Origin of the sequence: Paenibacillus sp. M2 (assembly GCF_046713495.1) — a bacterium.
Lineage (GTDB): Bacteria > Bacillota > Bacilli > Paenibacillales > Paenibacillaceae > Paenibacillus > Paenibacillus amylolyticus_B.
The window spans coordinates 3269728-3291843 of record NZ_CP169648.1; the positions used below are offsets into that span (position 1 = coordinate 3269728).

23 protein-coding genes and 1 pseudogene are annotated in these 22116 nt (G+C 43.4%); 14 read left to right on the top strand and 10 right to left on the bottom strand.

The genetic code is table 11. The features are described 5' to 3' along the window. Positions 1 to 184 precede the first annotated feature (184 nt). A complete protein-coding gene (locus ACETMN_RS14945) occupies positions 185 to 808 on the top strand; it encodes a hypothetical protein (protein ID WP_411736296.1) in 624 nt (207 codons plus the stop codon). 73 nt (positions 809 to 881) lie between these two features. On the opposite strand, the gene ACETMN_RS14950 is transcribed toward ACETMN_RS14945, so the two are convergent. Continuing rightward, on the bottom strand, positions 882 to 1547 hold the full coding sequence (locus ACETMN_RS14950) for an MBL fold metallo-hydrolase (protein WP_091016395.1): 666 nt from the start codon (positions 1545 to 1547) through the stop codon (positions 882 to 884). Between the two features lie 218 nt (positions 1548 to 1765). Between ACETMN_RS14950 and ACETMN_RS14955 the strand changes: the two genes are divergently transcribed. Then, positions 1766 to 2236, top strand: coding sequence for a GNAT family N-acetyltransferase (locus ACETMN_RS14955; protein ID WP_091016394.1), 471 nt, complete (start codon positions 1766 to 1768; stop codon positions 2234 to 2236). Between the two features lie 142 nt (positions 2237 to 2378). Here the strand turns inward: ACETMN_RS14955 and ACETMN_RS14960 are convergent, their stop codons facing one another. Further along, positions 2379 to 2747, bottom strand: coding sequence for a winged helix-turn-helix transcriptional regulator (locus ACETMN_RS14960; protein WP_091017691.1), 369 nt, complete (start codon positions 2745 to 2747; stop codon positions 2379 to 2381). A 124-nt stretch (positions 2748 to 2871) separates the two neighbouring features. On the opposite strand from ACETMN_RS14960, the pseudogene ACETMN_RS14965 reads away from it, so the two are divergent. Together ACETMN_RS14965 and ACETMN_RS14970 are read left to right on the top strand one after the other, a co-directional pair. Continuing rightward, positions 2872 to 3389 (top strand): annotated as a pseudogene (locus tag ACETMN_RS14965) (arginase family protein); the annotation flags it as partial. Between the two features lie 102 nt (positions 3390 to 3491). After that, on the top strand, positions 3492 to 4670 hold the full coding sequence (locus tag ACETMN_RS14970) for an MFS transporter (RefSeq protein WP_179198519.1): 1179 nt from the start codon (positions 3492 to 3494) through the stop codon (positions 4668 to 4670). Between the two features lie 85 nt (positions 4671 to 4755). Here the strand turns inward: ACETMN_RS14970 and ACETMN_RS14975 are convergent, their stop codons facing one another. Continuing rightward, positions 4756 to 5568 (bottom strand): undecaprenyl-diphosphate phosphatase, encoded by an 813-nt coding sequence (locus ACETMN_RS14975; RefSeq protein ID WP_091016392.1) that lies wholly within the window; start codon positions 5566 to 5568, stop codon positions 4756 to 4758. Positions 5569 to 5777: 209 nt separating this feature from the next. Here ACETMN_RS14975 and ACETMN_RS14980 point away from each other — a divergent pair, with 209 nt between their 5' ends. From ACETMN_RS14980 to ACETMN_RS14995, 4 genes are all read left to right on the top strand, one after another. Then, complete coding sequence (locus ACETMN_RS14980) at positions 5778 to 6806, top strand: ABC transporter substrate-binding protein (RefSeq protein ID WP_091016389.1); 1029 nt, start codon at positions 5778 to 5780, stop codon at positions 6804 to 6806. A 184-nt stretch (positions 6807 to 6990) separates the two neighbouring features. After that, on the top strand, positions 6991 to 7416 hold the full coding sequence (locus tag ACETMN_RS14985; protein ID WP_091016387.1) for a MarR family winged helix-turn-helix transcriptional regulator: 426 nt from the start codon (positions 6991 to 6993) through the stop codon (positions 7414 to 7416). A gap of 197 nt (positions 7417 to 7613) precedes the next feature. Further along, complete coding sequence (locus tag ACETMN_RS14990) at positions 7614 to 7958, top strand: rhodanese-like domain-containing protein (RefSeq protein WP_091016386.1); 345 nt, start codon at positions 7614 to 7616, stop codon at positions 7956 to 7958. Between the two features lie 112 nt (positions 7959 to 8070). Then, positions 8071 to 9093 carry an NADH:flavin oxidoreductase/NADH oxidase gene (locus ACETMN_RS14995; protein ID WP_091016384.1) on the top strand — a complete coding sequence of 341 codons (1023 nt, stop codon included), beginning with the start codon at positions 8071 to 8073 and terminating at the stop codon, positions 9091 to 9093. A 134-nt stretch (positions 9094 to 9227) separates the two neighbouring features. Here ACETMN_RS14995 and ACETMN_RS15000 read toward each other — a convergent pair whose 3' ends face one another. Beyond that, complete coding sequence (locus tag ACETMN_RS15000; RefSeq protein ID WP_091016382.1) at positions 9228 to 10154, bottom strand: AraC family transcriptional regulator; 927 nt, start codon at positions 10152 to 10154, stop codon at positions 9228 to 9230. A gap of 289 nt (positions 10155 to 10443) precedes the next feature. Between ACETMN_RS15000 and ACETMN_RS15005 the strand changes: the two genes are divergently transcribed. Next, positions 10444 to 11025 carry a TetR/AcrR family transcriptional regulator gene (locus ACETMN_RS15005; protein WP_091016381.1) on the top strand — a complete coding sequence of 194 codons (582 nt, stop codon included), beginning with the start codon at positions 10444 to 10446 and terminating at the stop codon, positions 11023 to 11025. A gap of 96 nt (positions 11026 to 11121) precedes the next feature. On the opposite strand, the gene ACETMN_RS15010 is transcribed toward ACETMN_RS15005, so the two are convergent. Next, the gene (locus ACETMN_RS15010; protein WP_017688550.1) at positions 11122 to 11535 is read right to left on the bottom strand and encodes a MerR family transcriptional regulator; all 414 of its coding nucleotides are present in this window, start codon (positions 11533 to 11535) and stop codon (positions 11122 to 11124) included. 191 nt (positions 11536 to 11726) lie between these two features. On the opposite strand from ACETMN_RS15010, the gene ACETMN_RS15015 reads away from it, so the two are divergent. The 3 genes from ACETMN_RS15015 to ACETMN_RS15025 all read left to right on the top strand — a co-directional run bounded on the left by ACETMN_RS15015 (position 11727) and on the right by ACETMN_RS15025 (position 13927). Further along, positions 11727 to 12767: an NAD(P)-dependent alcohol dehydrogenase gene (locus ACETMN_RS15015; RefSeq protein WP_210108109.1), complete on the top strand. Its 1041-nt coding sequence runs from the start codon at positions 11727 to 11729 to the stop codon at positions 12765 to 12767. A gap of 153 nt (positions 12768 to 12920) precedes the next feature. Beyond that, positions 12921 to 13427 (top strand): HIT family protein, encoded by a 507-nt coding sequence (locus ACETMN_RS15020; RefSeq protein ID WP_411736297.1) that lies wholly within the window; start codon positions 12921 to 12923, stop codon positions 13425 to 13427. A 128-nt stretch (positions 13428 to 13555) separates the two neighbouring features. Then, positions 13556 to 13927, top strand: a complete 372-nt coding sequence (locus tag ACETMN_RS15025; RefSeq protein WP_091016376.1) for an iron chaperone — start codon at positions 13556 to 13558, stop codon at positions 13925 to 13927. A 74-nt stretch (positions 13928 to 14001) separates the two neighbouring features. Here ACETMN_RS15025 and ACETMN_RS15030 read toward each other — a convergent pair whose 3' ends face one another. The 3 genes from ACETMN_RS15030 to ACETMN_RS15040 form a co-directional block, all read right to left on the bottom strand. Continuing rightward, complete coding sequence (locus ACETMN_RS15030; protein WP_091016374.1) at positions 14002 to 14982, bottom strand: aldo/keto reductase; 981 nt, start codon at positions 14980 to 14982, stop codon at positions 14002 to 14004. Positions 14983 to 15212: 230 nt separating this feature from the next. Next, positions 15213 to 16091 (bottom strand): SDR family oxidoreductase, encoded by an 879-nt coding sequence (locus ACETMN_RS15035; protein ID WP_091016373.1) that lies wholly within the window; start codon positions 16089 to 16091, stop codon positions 15213 to 15215. Between the two features lie 146 nt (positions 16092 to 16237). Next, positions 16238 to 16555: a winged helix-turn-helix transcriptional regulator gene (locus ACETMN_RS15040; protein ID WP_091016372.1), complete on the bottom strand. Its 318-nt coding sequence runs from the start codon at positions 16553 to 16555 to the stop codon at positions 16238 to 16240. A 366-nt stretch (positions 16556 to 16921) separates the two neighbouring features. Between ACETMN_RS15040 and helD the strand changes: the two genes are divergently transcribed. Next, positions 16922 to 19336, top strand: coding sequence for an RNA polymerase recycling motor HelD (helD, locus tag ACETMN_RS15045; RefSeq protein WP_091016370.1), 2415 nt, complete (start codon positions 16922 to 16924; stop codon positions 19334 to 19336). Between the two features lie 221 nt (positions 19337 to 19557). Continuing rightward, complete coding sequence (locus ACETMN_RS15050; RefSeq protein WP_036616036.1) at positions 19558 to 20262, top strand: SDR family oxidoreductase; 705 nt, start codon at positions 19558 to 19560, stop codon at positions 20260 to 20262. Between the two features lie 117 nt (positions 20263 to 20379). Here the strand turns inward: ACETMN_RS15050 and ACETMN_RS15055 are convergent, their stop codons facing one another. After that, entirely contained in the window at positions 20380 to 21210 is an 831-nt protein-coding gene (locus ACETMN_RS15055) for a carbohydrate ABC transporter permease (protein WP_017688542.1), read from the bottom strand. Position 21211: 1 nt separating this feature from the next. Further along, positions 21212 to 22084, bottom strand: a complete 873-nt coding sequence (locus ACETMN_RS15060; protein WP_036670879.1) for a carbohydrate ABC transporter permease — start codon at positions 22082 to 22084, stop codon at positions 21212 to 21214. Positions 22085 to 22116: the final 32 nt, after the last annotated feature.

Consider the following 22116-nt stretch of genomic DNA (forward strand, 5'->3'; position numbering starts at 1 on the left):
TCACAGATCCGGAGTTATAATGTAATTCCATTAAATTATACCTAGTTATAGCCTGGGGCTATATCAGAAAGTATGTTCAGCATGAAGTATGAACTTGAAGAAGTCATTACGTTTGAAATAGATATCACTAATGTTACAATGGTTAACTAAGTTCATACGAATGATTGAAAGGAAGGCGGTACGCATGAATCTGTATCATATCCAGTCGACCGTGCATGGAATCAACAGAGTAACATCCTTTTTGAAAGACAATTATATTGGAATCGCTTGGTCAGGTACAGGGGATCTGGAGGAAACGCCCCCGGAGCTATGGAAGGAACAGTTGGTTCAACACTATAGCTTGGATGAAGCAGAATTGGCGACCACACTCGCGACACTACATATGTTTGCTAACCTCATGCAGGATGGAGATTATGTATTAATTAGCGATGATGAATGGACGTATGTTGGAGATATCGGGGATTATTATTACGACGATTCCGCTGGCTCAGAAAACGACTTGATCTGTCATCGTCGCGGAGTGACATTGTTGGGTCGTATTCCTCGTGCTGAGCTGAATGACAAAGTGCAAGCACTGCAAAATGATTCAGCCATCCTTGCGAAGTTTGAGTATCCCATATCACAAGCACAGCTGGATCGAGGTCTTGCAGTCAGTATAACAGCCGAAGCAACGAACTCTCTCTCAACAGGGGTAGATGAAGCGACGATTCAGACAGCTCTCCAGGTGCTGAGAGAAGCGTTACACAGTGAAGAAGAAGAGGTGCGAATTCGTGCGGCTACAGCCATTTTGCAGTATGCCAAACCATAGGAAGACTATGTTAAGACTAAGAATGGTTACTGGGTTTAGATAGTAACCATTTGCGGATCAGCAATTTCAATATTTATAAACCTTGAGAAAGTTCTGAGATCTGTTCCTTTACATTCCTATGAGTTAGTCCACCGTGATAACAAACCACAGATGAAATGTCGAGTTCCATATACTTCTTTAAGGAGCAACGAGCCGTTTCGATATCCAGTGTAGTAGGTTCATGAATGCCTCCAAGCCTGCCGTCTACACTGTACATTGAATCTCCGGCGATGAGCGTCTTGCTGCCCGTCAAATATAGACTGATATGACCTGGCGTATGACCAGGTGTATGAATAACGCGAATTCCACCACAAAACGGCAGTTCCTGACCATCAGTCACCGTTTCATTTACTTTTCCCTTTGGAGGATGCTCAAGGTGACCGTCTTTGAGAAGAGGGAGCTGTCCCTCAATATATGGCTTATCCAGCTCATGCGCATATATCTTGACTTGTGAGCCACACTCTTTCAAAATCTCGGGAAGACAGCCTATATGGTCCACATCCTGATGCGTCAAAATCACTGCTTTAAGTTGGCTGATCGGCACACCAATCTTTTCGAGTGCGATACGCAAATCGTCATATTGTCCGGGGAAGCCGGTATCAATTAACACAACCATTTCTTCATCCCATATCAGAACAGGGTGAATTATATTCCTCTCAAAATCAAGCTGAAGCATCGTTATTCCCTTTGAAATTTCCATAATATCAGACCTCCGAGAGTTGAAATTCATATACATCATTGCTTGTTATATTTCTTATGTAAACGAATAAAGACGGCAATAAGATACGTTCGGATATTTATAGGGTGCACTTATAGAAATATTAAATGAATGGGGGAATTGACGCTTGCAGTTGGGAATGATAATTTAGATATATCATTTAAACCAATAAGTCCAATAAGATAAAGGGGGTATGTGGGATGACACATATCGTGCATGCAGCAGCTGAAGATATTCGGAGCGAGGATTCGCTGTTATTGATCAAGGAACTGAGTGAAGAACTCGGTTTGTTATATGGCGGTGATGGAACTGCGGGATTTCAACTCTCAGACGTTGAGGTGCCACGTGCAGCCTTTATCGTTGCCAGGATCGACGGGTATCCGGTTGGTTGCGGAGCACTTAGACCCCTTGATGAAACATCTGTAGAAGTTAAACGCATGTATACACGCAGTGGTTACCGCCGTAAAGGGATTGCCCAGGCTATATTGGCCGAGGCAGAGCGTCTTGCGAACGAACTTGGTTATACCAATCTGAAACTGCAAACAGGTCCCTTGCAACCAGAAGCTGCAGCGCTGTATGAGCGTGTAGGGTATTATCGAATTCCTGTTTTCAGTGGCAATTGGGACAGAGTGTTGGCCTACCAGAAAGATCTGGTACACGAAAAAGTATAATTCTACGAATTAGAGCTTTTATTTGCTGAACAGACAGAGAAACACAAGATAAAAGTAAAAAAGTCGCCGATTGGCGACTTTTTGCATTTTAACATACTCCATTTACTCCAATTATCTCATCTGAAAATATAGACAAAAGCGTTCAATCCGTTGCGTTACTATTGATCAATGAAGGTTCTTGATGTTGGACACCCCATTCGCATAGTCCTTCCAAAACGGGCAATAACGTTTCAGCTTTGGCTGTCAGACGGTACTCGACTTTAGGAGGGACTTGGGGATATTCTTTCCGTTCGACCATACCATCTGCTTCTAATTCTTTGAGTTGTGAACTCAGTGTTTTATACGTGATGGCGCCGATCTGTCTTTTAAGTTCATTGAAGCGGACAGGCTGGTTCTCAGCCAGTAGATACATAATCACCATTTTCCATTTTCCACCAATGACAGACAACGTATATCCAAAAGGGGTATCTTGAATATTTTTAACTTTACCGTGGTATTCAGTCATACTCATCATTTACACTATCCTTCCGGGTAGTACCTATCATAAAAGACCGTACTATTTATTTGTTTGGGCTCAGTTTATACTAACCTTACTTTGAAGTAAAGGAGATTTATGATGCCTCAACAAACAATACGTTGTCATGTTTGGCGGTGACTGTTTGGTTGAACAAGCCCCGTTTGCTTATTTAAATGAACGATATGGCGGAGAACTTGGTTTGATATGGATTGATGCCCATGGTGATTTGGTTAGATACGAGGGCTATGACAAAGGTCATACTTTACCGCGCTTGAGAACCTTCTTGGGGAAGGCGATCCGGAGTTTGCCAAACATGTGAGTGTCCCCTTGAAGCCCGAACATGTCTTCATGGCCGGGTTGACAACCCCCACGGAACAGGAAACCGAAGTAATTCAAAGATTGGGTATCCGAACGGCTGGAACTGCAGAATTAACCGATGGCATGGATTCGATTAAGAAGTGGATTACAGAAAACGGCATCAAACACCTGGCAATTCACCTTGATCTGGATGTGCTTGATCCCAATATGTTCCGTTCATTGTTATTCGCCAAACCAGGGGAACCTTATGTGTTTTCACCAGCGGGAACCATGCAATTACATAGGATAATAACAAGAATATATCAGAATACTGATATAAGGAGTCAAAATATAGGAAGATTACAGATAGAAATATCAATATTATTATATGGGTGGTTCGACGAGAATCAGAAATTAAACAAACTGAGGAGAGACACCCGGATGGTCACGTTATTGTTAATCATTATTTATCTCGCATTTATAGGGCTGGGATTACCGGATGCTTTACTTGGCAGTGCCTGGTCCGTTATGAAAAACGATATACATGCGACAACAGAAATGGCTGGTTACATATCGCTAATCATTTCATTTAGTACAGTAGTGTCCAGTCTGTCCGCCAGCCGATTGTTACACCGATTCGGAACGGGTAAAGTCACATTATTCAGTATCCTCTCAACAACGATTGCGCTGTTGGGATTCTCATTCTCTGAGAATTTTGTGTTTTTACTGATTCTGGCGATCCCTCTCGGCTTAGGTGCAGGTTCAGTGGATGCGGCACTAAGTAATTATGTAGCATTACATTTCAAGGCCAAGCATATGAACTGGTTGCATTGTTTCTGGGGAATTGGGGCAGTGACAGGCCCACTCGTTATGGCATATTGGCTGAATCAAGCAAACAACTGGCGTGCAGGATACGTTACTGTGGGGTTGATTTTGCTTGGGATCGCGGTGATTTTATTATCAACTTTGTCTCTATGGAAGATTTTTGAGAAGGGCAGAGTAGAGGGTTCAGGTGATGAGAAGAAACGCGTAAGTAACCGTGAGGCCATACGTATCCCCGGCGTGAAAATGTCGATGCTTGCGATGCTCTGTTACAACGGTTCCGAAACTGCTGCCGGTCTGTGGATGGCTTCTTTCTTCATTGTTAGCAAAGGAGTTTCTCCAGGTACTGCCGCAGCACTATCCTCCCTTTTTTTCATTGGCATTATCTTGGGACGCGTAATTTCAGGTTTTCTTTCGACTCATGTATCCAGCAAAAATCTCATCAGATATGGTGGAATCGTTGGATGCTTCGGATTAGTTATCCTGGTTATGCCGATTCCTTACTGGATTGCTGCAGGGGCTTTATTTATCGTGGGATTGGGCGGAGCACCGATCTATCCGAGCATTGTTCATGCGACACCGGAACGCTTCGGTGAGAAGGCATCCCCAAGTGTAATTGGACTTGAAATGGCCAGTGCCTATACGGGTTCAACACTCATCCCGTTAGGTATGGGACTCATAGCCAGCCAATGGGGAATGTCAATGGTACCCCTGATCCTGCTGATTCTGTTCAGTGTCATGTTCGCGGCTACAGAGCTGGTTAACAGAAGCAACAAGGCTACGCGCCTGACCGTATAGCTCTTGCTATAGGTCATTAAGGCTCTGCCACTATACAACAAAGGAACAACCATCGCTGGTTGTTCCTTTTGGTGTGTTTAATTTTTTATAAGAAAATCAGCAACAATGTACCTGCGGCAAAACAGTAATACGAAAAGTATTTCAGGTTGCCTTTGGCCATAATGCCCATAAACCATCTCATGGAGAAATAGGTGACGAAGAGCGTCGTGATGAATGCGATCAGATAAGGGATAGCCAGCTGTGATCGATTCGGATCATTGGCAATGTCGGATACCCCCATGATGAGTCCACCAATACTTATGGGAATGTACAGCATAAAGGAGAACTTCAAAGCTGTTTCCTGTTTCATGCCGACAGCGATGGACGCAATTACAGTTGCCCCTGAGCGGCTAATCCCCGGAATAAGAGCGACCGCCTGAGCCAGACCTACCAACAATGCATCTTTTGTAGACAGATCACCGTCTTGCTTGCGACCACGAAGATTACGAATCAACCATAAGGCAACTCCAGTGATCAATAGCGCGATGGAAACGGTATATACGGATGAGAAAATTTCTTCAATCCGGTCCTTGAACAGGACTGCAACGACAGCAGCAGGGATCGTACCAATAATTATGTATAAGCAAAACATGAAGTCTGCTCGATATTCTTCTTTACGAGTACGCAGGTAACCGAGTGCACCAATAATCAACTTTTTGATATCTTGCCGGAAAATAAAAATAATAGCGATAAGTGATGCCGTGTTAGTTAAAATCTCAAATGACAATCCATTCTGCTTGATACCCATGAGCCTCTGGGCGATGATCAGATGACCGCTTGAGGAGACGGGAATCGGCTCCGTTGCACCTTGAACAATACCTAAAAACAAATACTTTAACCACAATATGATCTCTTCCATGTTTTCCTCCTTGAATACATTTCATTGGCTTTTCAAAACTCTCTTTTTAATAAAAGTGACTTGTCTACTCTATTGATGATAGCTGTTTAAGTTGGTGACTTGCAAGTTAGAGTTCATAGAGAGAGGGAAATAAACATAACTTGTCAAATCCTGCATAGCATGTTATCGTTGATAACGATTATCAATATCAATGAAAAGGTGGGTTTATTTTGCGTAAACAGATAAAATCTATATGGATCATGATGGCGCTTATCTTGCTGATTGTACTTAGTGCATGTGGTCAGTCTGCCACGACCAATAGTACAACCGGGGACAGCACGAATGCAGCTGCGGAGACAGAAACCAAGACGAACTCGGATTTAGCTTCTTCCGCTGAATCAACGGCAAGTGCCGAAGAGGAACTTGTTACATATCAATCGGATGCAGGTGAAGTACAGGTACCGAAGAATCCTAAGCGCATTATTGATTTGACATCATTTTCGACAGGCTACTTTGTTGCCCTGGATGCACCGGTAGTCGGCGCCTTATCAGGAGCGATGAATAACAAATATATCAAGGACCAACTTGCAGCAGCGGGCACCAGTGATCTGGGTGAAGAGCCTACGCCAGAGAAGCTAATCAGTTTAAAACCTGACTTATTTATCGTGTACACTGGAACAGAGGGTATCGACAAGCTGGAGCAGATTGCGCCTGTTGTACAGATTGCTTATGGTAAGCGCAATTTCAAGGATCTAATGATTGAAATGGGTAAGCTCACCAATAGAGAAGACGCTGCTAAAACTTGGATTGCTAAATGGGAAGCGAAGATCAACGAACTGAAGCCCAAGGTTCAGGAAACTGTAGGAGATCGTACCGTTTCCATACTGAATCCATATGCCAAAGGATTATTTGTATTTGGTCATAACTATGGTCGAGGCGGTGAAATTATTTACGGGGAGTTTGACCTCAAGGCACCAGCCAAGGCCCAAGCTGAAGCGATTGACAGCGGAACTGGATGGGCTTCAATCTCCATGGAACTATTACCGGAGTATGCAGGTGATATCATCTTTACCAGCCCGTGGTCGGGAGATAAAACCGATCCCAAGATCGTATATGACAATACATTATGGAAGAACTTGCCTGCTGCGAAGGCAAGTCATGTGTTCCAGCTTGATCCGACTTCAGACTCGTACAACGATCCGTTAACGTTGGAAGGTCAGCTGCAATTTATTTCCGATAGCCTGCTTACCGCGAAGTAAGATTACTGCATAAATGGTAATACTGGAGCATTTCCAAACGTCGTTACAAGACGGGGAAATGCTCTCCTTAAGAGATTAGAATGTTATATACGTCGATCTTGGATGGATTTTGACCAATGTAATTAAGCTTGATACAATAGGATAACAGCTGATGAACATTAAATATCAAGTGGGGTGATCCAGATTGCAGCAAAAGAGTGAACGTTTGAATGTTTGGTTGGCTTTCTCTAACATTCATACCCATCTGAACGAGAAGCTGGAACAAGCTCTGCTTCAACAATATGACTTATCTTTGAAGGAATTTTATGTGTTAAACTTCATATATAATGCGGAGGGTAAGGAATTACGCCTACAGCAACTTCAAGATCTGGTGGGGTTGAGCCAAAGTGCTACTTCCAGGCTCGTCGTCAGGATGGAAGCCAAAGACTGTGGGGCTCTGGAAAGACATGCATGTGAAGATGACCGTCGTGGCATTTATACTCGTATTACGGAGCTTGGAGAGAATAAATACAAGAAAGCACTCCAAACGTTTAATCAGGTCTTGCAAACTGAATTGGAACAGGATGGATTTGAGACTCGATTAGAGAACCTCACTAAAGAATTGTTCTAAGACTAGGGTGAATATAGGGTAATGTAGTCATTTACCCTATAAGAAGACTTGACACTCATTAATATATCCTTTAAATTAAATGCATGCGCATGAATTTAATGTGGATGCGGTGATTTTGTATAAAGGAGGCACTGAGTAGACTTTGATCCAAAACAAAATTTTCGACGATATCTGATGAATTAAGAGAGGGCTATACAATGATTATGTTGATGCTTTTGACCTTCATATTAGGTATCTTCATCGTTGTACGTCAATTTTGGCCACTGCACAATCTTGAATATATAGATTATGAAGTATTTCTCAGATATGAGCGTGATTTTCGGCAGTATAAAGTGATTGATATTCGAGATGCGACGGATTATATGGCTAATCCTACTCCGGATACGATTAATATCTCATTGGGACGCCTTGCTTTCACATGGGAAAAATACCTTCTTCGAGAAGATAACGTAATTATAATGTCACCTGGTATGCTTCAATCCAAAAAGGCTGTCCGTATTTTGCGAAAGCATGGATTTGAATGTCTTTATGTGATGAAGTAAAAGATAAATGTGAGTTCTAAATCATACGGAGTTATTAATTGCAGGTATTATTTCGATGCTTGCGCATGCATTTTTATTATACATGATTTATGAAAAGGGGGATTTTATTTTGATGACAGATTTGTTTAGTCCATATTCTTTTAAAAGCCTAGAGCTTAAAAACCGTGTCGTAATGGCTCCAATGTGCCAATATTCAGTTGAGCAAAAAGATGGTATAGCAACCGATTGGCATTACATGCACTACGTTAGTCGTGCTGTGGGAGGAACAGGTCTCATTATCATTGAAATGACAGATGTGGAGCCGGATGGCCGCATTTCAGACTTTGATCTTGGGTTATGGTCAGATGAACAGATCCCAGCTCTGAAGCGGATCGTAGATGCGTGTCACAGTTATGGTGCCAAGGTCGCTATACAGATTGCGCATGCGGGCCGCAAAGCAGAAGATGCTGAGGTTCCAGTAGCACCTTCCGCGATCGCCTTTGATGAGAAGTCCAAGCAACCAAGAGCGCTCACAACGGACGAAGTAAAAGGAATGGTTGAGAAATTCCGTAGTGCAGTAGCGCGTGCTGTGAAAGCTGGTTTTGATGCGATTGAGCTTCATGGTGCACATGGATATCTGATTCATCAGTTCCATTCTCCACTTACAAACAAGCGAGAAGACGAATATGGCCAAGATTTAACGTTATTCGGCCGGGAGATCATTCAGGCTGCAAAGGCAGAGATGCCGAAAGATATGCCTTTGATGATGCGTATTTCAGCTAAAGAATATGTAGAAGATGGCTATGGCATTAACGAAAGTTCCGAGTTTGCCAAGGCTTATAAAGAGGCAGGTGTTGACGTATTTGACATCTCATCTGGTGGCGAGGGACCTATTGCTGCATGGGGCAGACCAGGGACTCACGCGGCGTATCAAGTACCTCTGGCTAAAGCAATCAAAGAAGCTCTTGATGTACCCGTGATTGCTGTTGGAAGACTCGATGATCCTACGTTGGCGAATGCAGTCATCGGAAATGAAGAAGCTGATCTCGTTGCGGTTGGAAGAGGTCTGTTAAGAAATCCTTACTGGGCCTTGGAAGCTGCGTCTGCTTTGCGCAAGACAACGGACGTTCCAAAACAATATACGACTGGTTTTTAATGTATTAATAATTTAACGATTTAATGATCTTCATTAATCCTTGCATAGGGAAGGACTCCGACTGACAAAACAGAAGGAGTCCTTTTTGAGGTTAAACTAGGCGAGGTAAAGGAACGATACTAGCCAGTAACCAGTCAAGAGATGGTAGTCGTCTCATCGGTTTTACCTCGCAGGCGTTTAATGTCTTCTCTGGGTGGGAATCCAAACATGCGAGAATATTCACGACTGAATTGGGAAGGGCTCTCGTAACCTACCTGAAATGCTACATCTGCTGCATCGTTGGACTTGGATAATAACAAGCGGCGGGCTTCTTGCAGCCTAAGTTGTTTTTGAAACTGAATCGGACTCATGGCAGTCACTTCTTTAAAGTGTCTGTGCAGCGAGGCAGTACTCATATTTGCCAAATCCGCCAATTCCTCAACCCGAAAATTTTGCTCAGAATGATTCATAATATATTCAATAACGTCTCTGATTCGATAGGTGTGGCTGCCCTCCATGGTAGCTTGTTCCAGGGCAATCCCATGTGGGCCCTTCAGAACTTTATAGAGAATTTCCTTTTTGAACAAAGGAGAGAGTAGTGGGATATCTTCCGAATGATCTTCCAACAAACGGGCTAACCTGACGACCGCATCCAGCAGAGACGGCTCAGCTTGGCTGACAAACATCGCACGTCTCGTTGTTTTTCGCGGTCTTGCTGGGAAATCGGAATGGTTCAATACCTCCAGAATCTCACTGGATGTGAATTCAAGTTTCAGGGCCAGATAGGGAGCCTCAGACGAGGCTTGAATCACTTGTCCACTAACCGGCAAGTCAACGGTTGCCACGATATAACTTCCTGGACCATACCGGAAACGATCTTGTCCCAGTAGGACTTCTTTCTCACCCTGAACGATAATGCAGAAGGATGGTTCATTCACTCTAAATATAGGTTCAGTGACAACGGATTCGCGGATTAAAAATAATGAGGGAATGGCAGTAGAATGCACCCCGTCCTTGTCAGAATAACGGTCAATGAGTGTGGCTAATTCGTTTTGTTGTTGTTCGTGTATTTGATCAGACATGCAAAGTTCTCCTTTTTTCCTCACAACATAATAATCACATTCTATCGTATATTGACCGAAGGCGGTAGAAAACGGATAGGAATAGGCAAACATTTGATGTGAATGGATAAGACATGCTGAGTGCTGGTTGCATATTCACAATTACACAGGTCATGATATACAACAAGTACAGAAGATATACACTTATGGTTCAGCTAATACATGATCAGATGAGAATGAAAAGGGTATCTGCATCTTTTATTTACTGATCGTTCCCGATGTGTTAGATTGATTTTGGGAGGGAAGTTGAATGGCTAGAAGTAAAGAGTTTGAAGTGAACGAAGTATTGGATAAAGCAATGAAGATCTTCTGGGAACAAGGTTACGAGAAAACGTCGATGAGTGACCTGGTTGAGCATATGGGAATTCATCGCAGGAGTATATATGATACATTTGACGACAAACATTCGCTGTTCTTGCAGGCAATCGATCGTTACAGAGGTAAGGTCAGCGCCACATTACTTGCAGAAATCAAGGCATCCAAGACGGCAGTGGAAGCACTGCATAAAATTTTCGATGTTATGATCAGTGAAGCAGAGGAGACACCATCGGGTTGTTTGATCGTGAACTCGGCTGTGGAGCTAGGCGCGCGTGATGAGGAAGTGGACAACCGGTCTCTTGAATCGTTTAACGAAACTGAGCGAATGTTCGAGCAAATTATTCAATGGGGGCAGCGGGAAGGAGAATTCTCTTCTGATCATGATGCGAAGGAAATGGCAGAGTACCTGCACAATATTTCTGTCGGCATCAGAGCCATGGCAAGAACCTCGACGGATAAGGAAAAATTAAATCGCATTATTAATGTATCAATGAAACTTTTGGAGAAAAGATGAGTAGAGACGTACCCAAAAAAGTAGTTTGAAATCCGTTAGAGGAATTCAAACTACTTTTTTTGTGCGCTAATTTTAGAAAATAGAAAGCATGAACCATCAATTGGTGATGGCATTTTCCATCGGTTTAATTTTATGAATCTCTTCGGTTCCAGCCTCCAAAGCTGTTTCGTAATAGGAGCGTTTGTGCTCGATGACTTCCATGGTTCTTCTTAGTTCCTCCATTTGTGCTTCCACAATAGCTTTTCGCTCCGTAAACATGTCATATCTTTGCTTCAGCGAGGAGTCCCCTTCAGAGCACCATTCAATAAAGTCCTTAATGTCTTTAATAGGCATGCCGGTCAGCTTCAGACATTGGATGATCTTTAGAAAGTCAATGTCGGAGTCTTTGAACAAACGTGTTCCACTAGTGGTACGTTCCACAAAAGGCATGAGTCCTTCCTTGTCGTAGTAACGCAATGTATATACTGTAAGGTCTAATTTTTTGGCAACTTCACCGATTGAATAGGTCATTTAGAATGAATTCCTTTCTACTAGGGGTAGACTTCGAGTTAACTCTAGGATTGATCCGAGTGAATTCTAACATGTTGGATTACTGGATGTCAAAGTACGTTGGAGATAAAAAATAAGATAAACATTTGACCTAGAGTTAACTAGAGGGGGTAAGATTATTTTGAACTTTAAATTACTAGGAGGTTATCCCATTGATTATAGCTAAAGCCAGAGCCGTTGACGGACCAGACCAACAATTCAGAAGTGCTGAAATTAAACGACGTAATCTGGATACCAATGATGTATTAATCGAGATTAAATATGCCGGTATTTGCCATTCTGACATCCATACTGCCCACGGTGAATGGGGTCCAGTGAATTATCCACTCGTTCCTGGCCACGAAATTGCCGGGATCGTAACTGATGTAGGAAGCGGAGTTTCCAAATATAAGGTTGGTGACCGCGTAGGAGTCGGATGTATGGTCGACTCTTGTGGTGAATGTGTTAACTGCCGCAAAGGTGAAGAGCAATACTGTCTCAAAGGAAATATTCAAACTTACGCTGGAGTAGACAAATACGGTGAGCCTACGCAAGGTGGATATTCAACTCATATTGTTGTCGTAGAGGATTTCGTCGTTCGCATCCCTGATAACATTGCACTTGATGCAGCTGCACCTTTACTGTGTGCCGGTATTACGACATATTCACCACTTCATCATTGGGGAGCTGGCCCGGGTAAGAAAGTTGCCGTTGTAGGTATGGGTGGTCTTGGTCATATGGCTGTCAAAATTGCACATGCGATGGGTGCCGAAGTAACCGTTCTTTCCCAATCCTTGAGCAAAAAAGAAGATGGACTGCAATTTGGCGCAGAACACTACTTTGCCACAAGTGAACCGGAAACATTCGAGAAACTTGCAGGTACCTTTGATCTGATGATTAACACGGTAAGTGCGAATATTGACATTAACGCTTATTTCTCACTGCTCACACTGGATGGTACACTCGTGAACGTTGGTGCTCCTGCAGAACCATTAGCCGTAAACGTATTTTCTCTGATCGGTCATCGCCGTTCATTCGCAGGTTCCATGATTGGTGGTATTCGTGAGACGCAGGAAATGCTTGATTTCTGTGCAGAACATGATATTGCACCTAACATTGAGGTCATCTCCGCAGACCAGATTGACGAAGCATACAAACGTGTATTGGCTTCCGACGTGAAATATCGCTTTGTTATTGATATCAGCACCATGTAAGTGTGAACTTTGCAATAGTGATAGTTAAAGATAGAAGAAAGCAGCTGCCGCCAAGGTCAGCTGCTTTTTGCTTTTCAGTTTGTTAATTGCTGATCGTTCTACAACCAGCACTCTTATCGCAACGAACAGAAGATACCTGCGTCCAATAACTAGTTGGAAAAATATGAAAGGAGTGGGATGAGAAAGATGACAGTATCATTTTCACATCAGCCTGAAGGGTACGAATGTCCATTTTGTCGTATTTGGGGTATTGAGCGACCTGATCAGGGAACAAAACAAAGGGATATCATCTATCAGAATGAAAAGGTAACGGCATTTATAGCAGGCAAATGGTGGCCAAACAATAAAGGACATGTTCTTATTGTTCCGAATCAACATTTCGAGAACATCTTTGAACTCCCTGCGGATTACGCTGTTGAAATTCACCACGCGGCTCAGCTTACAGCATTTGCAATGAAAAGTACATATGGATGTGATGGGATTTCGACACGGCAACATAATGAACCTGCTGGCAATCAAGACGTGTGGCATTATCATCTGCATGTTTACCCTAGATACGTGAATGATCAACTTTATCTGTCAAATGGTTCTCAATCCGATCCTGATGAACGTGCTTTCTATGCTGATCAGTTGCGTTCTTGGATAAAGGAAAACATTTAAAGTCTAGCAGGCTGCTCATTTTTTGTTGAGTTATCGGGCAGATAAGGGGTTTTGAATTTGATATTCATGATAGAATGAGTTTGAATAGGGCAAATTAATTAGTATATTTTATGATATGGGGGAAACCAATGGAGACCTTTGCAGAATTTATAGCACGCATCGATAACCCGGAACACCAGGCACGAACGGAAGAAGTTTTGAACTGGATTACTGAAAAATTCCCGAATTTAAAGCAAAAAATAGCCTGGAATCAACCGATGTTTACTGACCATGATACCTTTATCATTGGCTTTAGTGTATCCAAGCAACATTTGGCTGTTGCTCCCGAGAAGGCAGGAATTATTCGTTTTTCGGAAGAGATCACACAGGCGGGTTATGATCACACCAAAGAGTTGGTGCGGATGAAGTGGAAACAGGAGATTGATTTTTCGTTACTTGAGAGAATGATTGAGTTTAATATAAAGGATAAGGCAGAATGTTCAACATTCTGGCGCAAATAAATCGCGATATAAAAAGAAGACCCCAACTTCCGGATGTGGAAAGAGGAGGTCTTCTATATTTTAAGCAAAAACGATTATTGAGCACCTACAACAGGGTGAGGTATATAGGGCTCTTCAAGGAATGAGACGTCTTCTGAGGTCAACTTAACAGAAAGAGCACCTACCGCATCTTCCAGATGCGATATTTTGGTGGCACCGATAATTGGTGCTACTACAGTGTCTTTTTGCAGCAACCACGCAAGTGCAATGTGAGTGCGAGGGACACCGTATTTTTCTGCAATGGATGCAACTCGTTCAACAACAAGCCGATCCGCATCGCTAGTCGCATTGTACTTGGATTTCTGAACTTTGTCTGTCTCGGATCGAAGTGTTGATACGGACCAGTCACGGGTTAACCTGCCTGAAGCTAGGGGACTGTAGGGAGTTACACCAATCTTCTCTTCCTTGCATAAAGGCAACATTTCTCGTTCCTCTTCACGGTAGATGAGATTCAAGTGGTTTTGCATGGAGACAAACTTGGTCCAACCATTTTTCTCTGCTACATGTAATGCTTTTTGGAACTGCCAAGCGAACATGGCTGAAGCCCCAATATATCTAACTTTACCGGACTTCACCACATCATGTAAGGCTTCCATGGTTTCTTCAATAGGCGTATTGTAGTCCCAACGATGAATGATATAGAGATCCACATAATCGGTTTCCAATCGTTTCAGGCTTTTATCAATCTCACTCAGGATGGCTTTTCTGGAAAGCCCTGAACCGTTGGGTCCTTTATGCATTTGTCCGTGTACTTTGGTTGCAATGACAACCTCATCCCGATTTGCATAATCTTTTAACGCCCGACCAAGGTATTCCTCACTTGTACCCAGAGAGTATACATTAGCTGTATCGAAGAAATTAATACCTAAATCCAGCGCTTTTTTGATAACGGGGCGAGAGTTTTCTTCATTCAGTACCCATTCATGAACCCATTTACTGGCGTCCCCAAATCCCATACATCCCAGGCAAAATCGAGATACGTCCACGCCTGTGTTACCAAGTTTTGTATATTCCATATCATGTTCAAATCCTTTCTAGTGTTTATTATTGTCACCTGTACGGTGATCTATATACACATTATTATGTCATATTGAATGAACCAATCTGTACCACATTTCTATCAAAGTTTTGCCTAATCCTATCAGATTCTCTGAATCTGAATCAGTTGAGCCATTAAAGTTCTCCTATAAAAAGAACAAGCCATGCGTTTCTCCGTTGGAGATTCAAATGGCTTGTTCATAAAATATTATTTAATCATTGTTTGGTGAATCCAATCGCTTATTTTGGTTAATTTAAGATTGGCTTTGATGTTATCATCCAACTCTTGATACCGTGGAAGAAGATCTGTATGCCCATCAATCCATTGGTACAATCCTTTAAGACCTGCAGCTGTCTCACTTCCCAACAAAGGCTGAATCGCTGCTTCAAAATGATCAAAAGGCAGAGACATGAAGCTGATCTTTTCACCTAATACAGCACTGAATTGTTCCGCTAATTGTGCACCTGTCAGGGCTTCTAATCCGGGTGCTGGGATAATGCTTCCTGCCAATTCCGAATGAGTCAAGGCATAATAGTGGAATTGAGCTGCATCGTTTAAGCTAATCCAGGAGATCGGCTTGTCTGCTGGTACCGGGTAGGCCAAAACGCCATTGTTCAGTATTCCGGGAATCAGGAAGTTTTCCAAGTATACAATGGGTTCCACAATGATATATGGAAGACCACTTTGCTGCAATTCATGGATAACTTCACGTTTCAATTCAATTCCTTTGGAATGGGTGATAGGGTCAGGAACATAGGTACCCGTGTTAACTACAATCAATTTAACGTTTGCCTGTATAGCAGCATCAATTGCATTTTTGGTATATTGTCTGATCTTATCCGGATTGAACTCCACCGGCAGGTTTAGGAATACTTTACTTACACCTTCATGCGCCGTATGGAGCTGTTCTACATCTGATAGATCCCCGATGAAAGCTTCAATGTTTTGTTCCTTTAATGTTTTGGCTGTTTCCTCATTTCGAGTAATCGTGCGAACCTCAAAACCGTGTTGAACGAGTAATTGAGCGACAGCGCCGCCTTGGGATCCCGATGCTCCATATACTAAAAATCGATCATTCTGTGTCATGGTGGTCAATAACTTCCTTTCAATATGTCATTGGAATGGATGAGTTAACACTCAGCATTGACTTCAGCATAACGGATTTAGAATAGGAGCGTAAGTACGCACATTAATGATATAAAGTATCCCTTGAGATACTATGGGAAGGCGTTTTACATATGTTTTGATCCCCAATCACCTAGCTGAAACAAGATCGAAGTCAGGCTTTGTCCTTTTTCTGTAAGGGAATATTCGACTTTAGGTGGAACTACAGGGTGGGTAACACGGTTTATCAAACCAGCTTCTTCAAGTTCTCGTAATTGCCTGGTTAACGTGCGATGCGTAATGGGGTCAAGCATTTTTTGCAATTCATTGAATCGAATTGTTGAATGGAGGATGAGCCGATTTATAATTAATAGCTTCCATTTCCCACCAATCATATTGACTGCAAACTCAACAGGACAACGGTCCTCCACAGGTTCTATATTCATGTTTATGTATCCCTCCCAAAACATCAACTCATGTTTCATGTTTCGTTCATTTTATCGAATTTATAAAGGGGTGTATAGCTTACCACATTCAGGGTATGAACCATGCCCGAGACATAAAAAAAGATGCCCTCAGTGTAGCTCAAGGGACATCTTATTTAATATAAATTATTGTTCAACTCAGACAGAACAGAAAAAAAGCATTGAACGTGAAAAAAAGCCATGATATAATCTATAGCGCAATTGACATTTCTATTGATTGTAAAGGATGAATCATTATTTCTCCTAATTTAATTTTACATCCGACATTCCGATTTGTCAATGCTCTTTTTTTGGTCCTAATAAATGGAAAAGGGAGTGGACTCATTCATGGATAAAACAGTGGAATGGAAGTTGGAAGAGGAACGACTAGTGCAGGTGAGGAACAAACTTCAGGCACGACTCGACGAGTTAGAACCGAAGGTTGCAGGACTGCATGAACAGGCTGCCGAAATTCGTAAACGCTTTTGGGAAGAAGTGACGATTAATACGGGTTCGTACACGGATTTTGAAGATGCATTTTATACCATTAATCAGCAGTCCAGAGTGTTGGCCGAGAGGGAGCGCGGGCACAAGCTGTTAACACAACAATGGAAAAATACAAAGAGACTGCTTCCAACGCCGTATTTTGGCCGTTTCGACTATAAGGAAAAAGGCATGACATTGACGGAACAGATCTACATCGGCGTATCATCCTTCATGGATGAAGATGGATTGAACTTTCTAATCTATGACTGGCGTACGCCAATTGCGAGTCTGTACTATGATCACTCTCCCGGACCAGCAAGTTATGACACACCTTCAGGACGAATCGACGGAAAGATGGAGCTCAAGCGTCAATTCCAGATTCAACATGGGCAACTTCATAGCATGTTTGATTCAACTGAGACGATTGGTGACGAATTGTTGCAGCAAGTGCTCGCCAAGGGTGCAGACTCACAAATGAAGAGCATCGTAGCAACAATCCAGAAGGAACAAAACGCCATTATCCGTGATGACCGAAGCCGAATGCTTATCGTTCAAGGGGCAGCTGGCAGTGGCAAGACGTCAGCTGCGTTACAGCGAGTGGCCTACTTACTATACAAACACCGCCAGACCGTCAAAGCAGATCAGATTGTGCTTTTCTCGCCGAATCCGATGTTTACCAGTTATATTTCCACCGTGCTTCCGGAACTTGGCGAAGAGAACATGCAGCAGACAACTTTCCAGGAATATCTGAATTATTGGTTGGATTCCTCCTTACGACCAGAGGATGCCTTTGATCAGATTGAATATGTGCTGACAGCTCAGAATGATCCGGGATATGAAGCTCGTCTGGAGGCGATTAAGTACAAAGCTTCCGAGACATTCCTGCAAGTGCTCCAAAACTACGGTAAGTGGTTAGGAAGAGAGGGGATGCGGTTTAACGGGATTCAATTTCGGGGACGTGAATTCATCACTGCGGACCGAATTAAGACTCAATTTTACAGTTTGGATCAAAATCTTACCTTGTCCAACCGTATTCTTCTTTTGCAGGAATGGTTGTTGAGAGAACTTGTCTCGCTGGAACGTCTGGAACGGGAAGCAGACTGGGTTCAGGAGGAATTGAATTATCTGGACACGGATGAGTATGTGGAAGCTTTCCGCATGCTGCACAAAGAAAAGCCTGTGTTCGATGTAGCGGAAAAATACGCAGCACGAGATAACGGTAATAACAGCGCAGAGCAAGATGAGGGTGCCTTTAACTTTGGAGTGCGGGAAGAGGAGTTGCTTCGTCAGAAACTGGTGAAAGACATGTTTAAACCTTTAAGAAAGAGTGTTCGGAAATTCCAGTTCGTGGATGTGAAAGGGATATACGAACAACTATTTGTAGATGAAGCCGCTTATGGGGAACAAACGAATGGGGCACCCCCCCCACAGCACTGGCCTGAGATTTGTAAACAGACCAAAGCCATGATCCTTCAGAACAAGCTGTTCCATGAGGATGCTACTCCGTATTTATATGTAAAAGAGATGATCGAAGGCGTCCGGACGAACACAGAGATTCGTTATGTCTTTGTCGATGAAGGCCAGGATTATTCGGCGTTTCAATACGAATATCTGAAGAAACTGTTTCCTCGTGCTCGCATGACGGTGCTGGGGGATTTCGGGCAAGCGATCTTTATGCAGGCTACGGAGTTAGCAGCGTCCAAGTCGCCATTGGTTCACCTATATGGAGAAGCCGATACTACATTGATACGGCTCGTACGCAGTTATCGCTCAACCAAAGAGATTGTTGAATTCACGAGACAGATGTTACCAGGTGGAGAAGAGATCAGACCCTTTGAAAGGGGAGATCAGAAGCCTCTTTTAACAGGATTGAAGGACGAAAAGCAGCGTGGTGCGCAGATTATCGCAGACATTGCCGCGCTTAAGGCAGAGGGGTTTGATTCCATCGCTGTGATTACGAAGACCGCGGCTGAAAGCCGTGACGCCTATGAAAGGTTGCAAAGTCAAGGCGGCGAAGGGTTGCAGCTCATAACAAAGGACACACAGATTTTCGAAAAAGGAATCATGGTTATTCCTGTGTACCTCGCGAAAGGCGTTGAGTTCGATGCTGTCCTGGTCTATGATGCTTCACCCGTTGATTACAGCCAGGAATATGATCGCAAGCTTCTGTATACGGCATGTACACGGGCCATGCACCGACTTCATCTATATACAGTGAGTGACTGGTCACCATTTGTGCAGGCGTTACCTGCGAATCTGTATGACATAAAATCATAATCCATATGTAAATCCATTCTCAATGAAGGACCAAAGAAAGATGCTCGGAGCCTTTTTTCAAAGGTTATCGGGCATCCTTTTTTTATGAAGATATGAATCATAAAAGTTATTCTTTACTGATCGTTCCCGATGTGATAAGTTGTTATTGGGAGTTATGAGAATGATCATTCCCATAACAGCTCGAAAATAAATAAATTCTCAATGAGAGGGAGTAATATTAAATGAATATTTCCAAACAAGTTGCTATTGTAAGTGGGGCTAATCGAGGGTTGGGCAAGGAACTTGCTCTTGAATTGCTGGCGCGGGGAACAAAAGTTTACGCTGGCGCAAGAAATCCTGAATCCATTGATCTGCCGGGGGCTATTCCACTGCAACTCGATATTACTGATCCACAATCTGTCATGGCTGCAGCTGAGGTAGCTAGTGATGTAACCCTTCTAATCAATAATGCTGGTTCCGCTACAGGTGCTTCTCTGCTCACAGGTGAGCTGAACGATATTCACTTGGAGTTCAATACACATGTATTCGGTACGCTTTCAATGATTCGTGCGTTTGCACCGGTGATAGAGAAGAATGGAGGCGGTTCGATACTGAATATCCTGTCTGCTCTATCTTGGCTCAGCCTTGGTAACTCAGGTGCATATTCAGCTGCAAAATCCGCTCAGTGGGGAATTACGAATGCATTACGTCTGGAATTAGCCCCTAAGAACGTTAGTGTTGCCGGATTGCACGTGGCGTTCATGGATACGGATATGACGGCAGGTATCGATGCACCAAAAACGAGTCCAACGGATATTGCCAAAATTGCAATAGATTCCATCGAAGCGGATCTCTACGAGATTATTGCTGATGATACCAGCCGGAATGTACAACAGGGTCTTGCTGGTGGTGTTGCTGCCCTTTACCCGCAATTGTTTCAAAAATAAAGAGGTGTAGATGCATTTTCACGCTATAAATAAAGCAACCCCCACCAGATAGGTGGGGGTTGAGTACGTCATGAATTCTCCAATTCCATTCCTTCAAGAACGGTGAGAATATGAGGTTTAACCTTTAACTGCACCGGCAGTAAGGCCGCTGACGATATATTTTTGCCCGAATAGATACAGGATGAATACAGGCAGGGAAGTAAGCACGAGATTAGCGAAGATCAGGTTCCAGTCCCGGCTATATTTGCCGTAGAAATTGTAGATCGACAGTGGCATCGTCCAGGTGGAACTGTCTGTCAGGAAGTACACCGGAATCGTGATGTCATTCCATACGGACATGAACACCATGATGGCTACCGTTGCGTTAACGGGCAGGATGAGCGGCGTGACGATGCGGAAGAACACCCCGAACACACTTGCTCCTTCCAGAAATGCCACTTCGTCCAGCGCTCGTGGAATGGTTTTGATAAATCCACTATACAAGAAGACACTGAAGGCTGTATTTAACGCGGCGTAGATCAGGATAACACTTGTGATGCTGCCGTAGAATCCCAATCCCTGTACAACACGAATGGTCGTAATAATCGACATGGGTGCAATCAGTCCCATGAAGAAATACATGTAGATCGTACCGGATAGTTTGGTTTCCCGACGTGCCAGAATGAATGCCGCTGCCGAAGAGGCAACGATATTAATAATGGAAGATACGCCAGTAATCAAAATGCTGTTGAAGAACGCTCGCGACAGACCGCCTTCCTGGAAGACACGAACATAGTTCGAGAACTGCCATGTTTCCGGAAAACTCAGGGAGAAGCTAAGCACTTCGGCGCTGGTTTTGAATGAACCAAAGATCAGAATGACAAGCGGCAACAGAACGATAAGAGAGGCCAGAATCAGGAAACCTTCCACGATATAGTTGCGGATGGCGAGTTTGCGTGTATAGCCCATGTTATTCCGTAACCTCCTTACGCCGCATGAAGATCAATAGCGGTATAGCGATAATGGTAACGACCACGAACAGTAGAGTGTTGACCGCGGTACCAAGTCCCCAGTTGCCTTCGCCGAAAGATCGCAGAATGATCGTACCTACGACCTGTGAAGCGTTACCCGGGCCACCACCGGTCATGACATATACTTCGGAGAATACTTTGAGTCCACCGATCAAGGTCAACATCAAGTTAATGTTAATCGCGGGCAGCAAGAGTGGTAGTGTGATTTTGAAAAAACTTCTCCACGAGCTTGCGCCATCAATCTTGGCGGCCTCGTAATACTCTTGAGAAATGGACTGCAGGCCCGCCAGATAGATGGCCATCTGGAACCCTGCACTCTGCCAGATCGAGACGATGGCAATCGTCCAGATCACAATTGATGGGTTGGTCAGCCAAGCTTGGCTTAACGAATGTAACCCTACAGATTCCAATAGATTGTTAATCGTACCTTCGGTACGCAACATGGGAGTGAACAGAATGCTGATCACAAGAATGCTGAGTATGGAAGGAGAGTAGAAGATGGCACGTAGCAGGTTCTTCGTTCTTAATCGCATGTTAAGTCCTACAGCCAGCAATAGACCGATAACGTTTTTGCCCACGACAGTGACGATTGCAAATATCGCCGTGTTTTTCAGCGCCAGAATAAGCGTTTTGTCCGAGAAAATTTTCTGGAAATTATCCCACCCGATGAACTTCAACTCCAGCCGATCCAGCCGCCAATCCGTGAATGAGTAATAGAAAGCGGCGAGAGCAGGCACAACGAAAAAGATGGAGTAGATGATCAGTGCGGGAAATATCATGTAATACGAATACAAATTTTTAGTCCTTTTCATGTCTCACACTCCGTTATAGCTAGGCAGCATAA

Excerpts from the sequence above, each read along its gene's own strand:
- ACETMN_RS14945 (WP_411736296.1), top strand. The coding sequence starts at position 185 with ATGAATCTGTATCATATCCAGTCGACCGTGCATGGAATCAACAGAGTA.
- ACETMN_RS14950 (WP_091016395.1), bottom strand. The coding sequence starts at position 1,547 with ATGGAAATTTCAAAGGGAATAACGATGCTTCAGCTTGATTTTGAGAGG.
- ACETMN_RS14955 (WP_091016394.1), top strand. The coding sequence starts at position 1,766 with ATGACACATATCGTGCATGCAGCAGCTGAAGATATTCGGAGCGAGGAT.
- ACETMN_RS14960 (WP_091017691.1), bottom strand. The coding sequence starts at position 2,747 with ATGAGTATGACTGAATACCACGGTAAAGTTAAAAATATTCAAGATACC.
- ACETMN_RS14970 (WP_179198519.1), top strand. The coding sequence starts at position 3,492 with ATGGTCACGTTATTGTTAATCATTATTTATCTCGCATTTATAGGGCTG.
- ACETMN_RS14975 (WP_091016392.1), bottom strand. The coding sequence starts at position 5,568 with ATGGAAGAGATCATATTGTGGTTAAAGTATTTGTTTTTAGGTATTGTT.
- ACETMN_RS14990 (WP_091016386.1), top strand. The coding sequence starts at position 7,614 with ATGATTATGTTGATGCTTTTGACCTTCATATTAGGTATCTTCATCGTT.
- ACETMN_RS14995 (WP_091016384.1), top strand. The coding sequence starts at position 8,071 with ATGACAGATTTGTTTAGTCCATATTCTTTTAAAAGCCTAGAGCTTAAA.
- ACETMN_RS15000 (WP_091016382.1), bottom strand. The coding sequence starts at position 10,154 with ATGTCTGATCAAATACACGAACAACAACAAAACGAATTAGCCACACTC.
- ACETMN_RS15005 (WP_091016381.1), top strand. The coding sequence starts at position 10,444 with ATGGCTAGAAGTAAAGAGTTTGAAGTGAACGAAGTATTGGATAAAGCA.
- ACETMN_RS15010 (WP_017688550.1), bottom strand. The coding sequence starts at position 11,535 with ATGACCTATTCAATCGGTGAAGTTGCCAAAAAATTAGACCTTACAGTA.
- ACETMN_RS15025 (WP_091016376.1), top strand. The coding sequence starts at position 13,556 with ATGGAGACCTTTGCAGAATTTATAGCACGCATCGATAACCCGGAACAC.
- ACETMN_RS15030 (WP_091016374.1), bottom strand. The coding sequence starts at position 14,982 with ATGGAATATACAAAACTTGGTAACACAGGCGTGGACGTATCTCGATTT.
- ACETMN_RS15035 (WP_091016373.1), bottom strand. The coding sequence starts at position 16,091 with ATGACACAGAATGATCGATTTTTAGTATATGGAGCATCGGGATCCCAA.
- ACETMN_RS15040 (WP_091016372.1), bottom strand. The coding sequence starts at position 16,555 with ATGAATATAGAACCTGTGGAGGACCGTTGTCCTGTTGAGTTTGCAGTC.
- helD (WP_091016370.1), top strand. The coding sequence starts at position 16,922 with ATGGATAAAACAGTGGAATGGAAGTTGGAAGAGGAACGACTAGTGCAG.
- ACETMN_RS15050 (WP_036616036.1), top strand. The coding sequence starts at position 19,558 with ATGAATATTTCCAAACAAGTTGCTATTGTAAGTGGGGCTAATCGAGGG.
- ACETMN_RS15055 (WP_017688542.1), bottom strand. The coding sequence starts at position 21,210 with ATGGGCTATACACGCAAACTCGCCATCCGCAACTATATCGTGGAAGGT.
- ACETMN_RS15060 (WP_036670879.1), bottom strand. The coding sequence starts at position 22,084 with ATGAAAAGGACTAAAAATTTGTATTCGTATTACATGATATTTCCCGCA.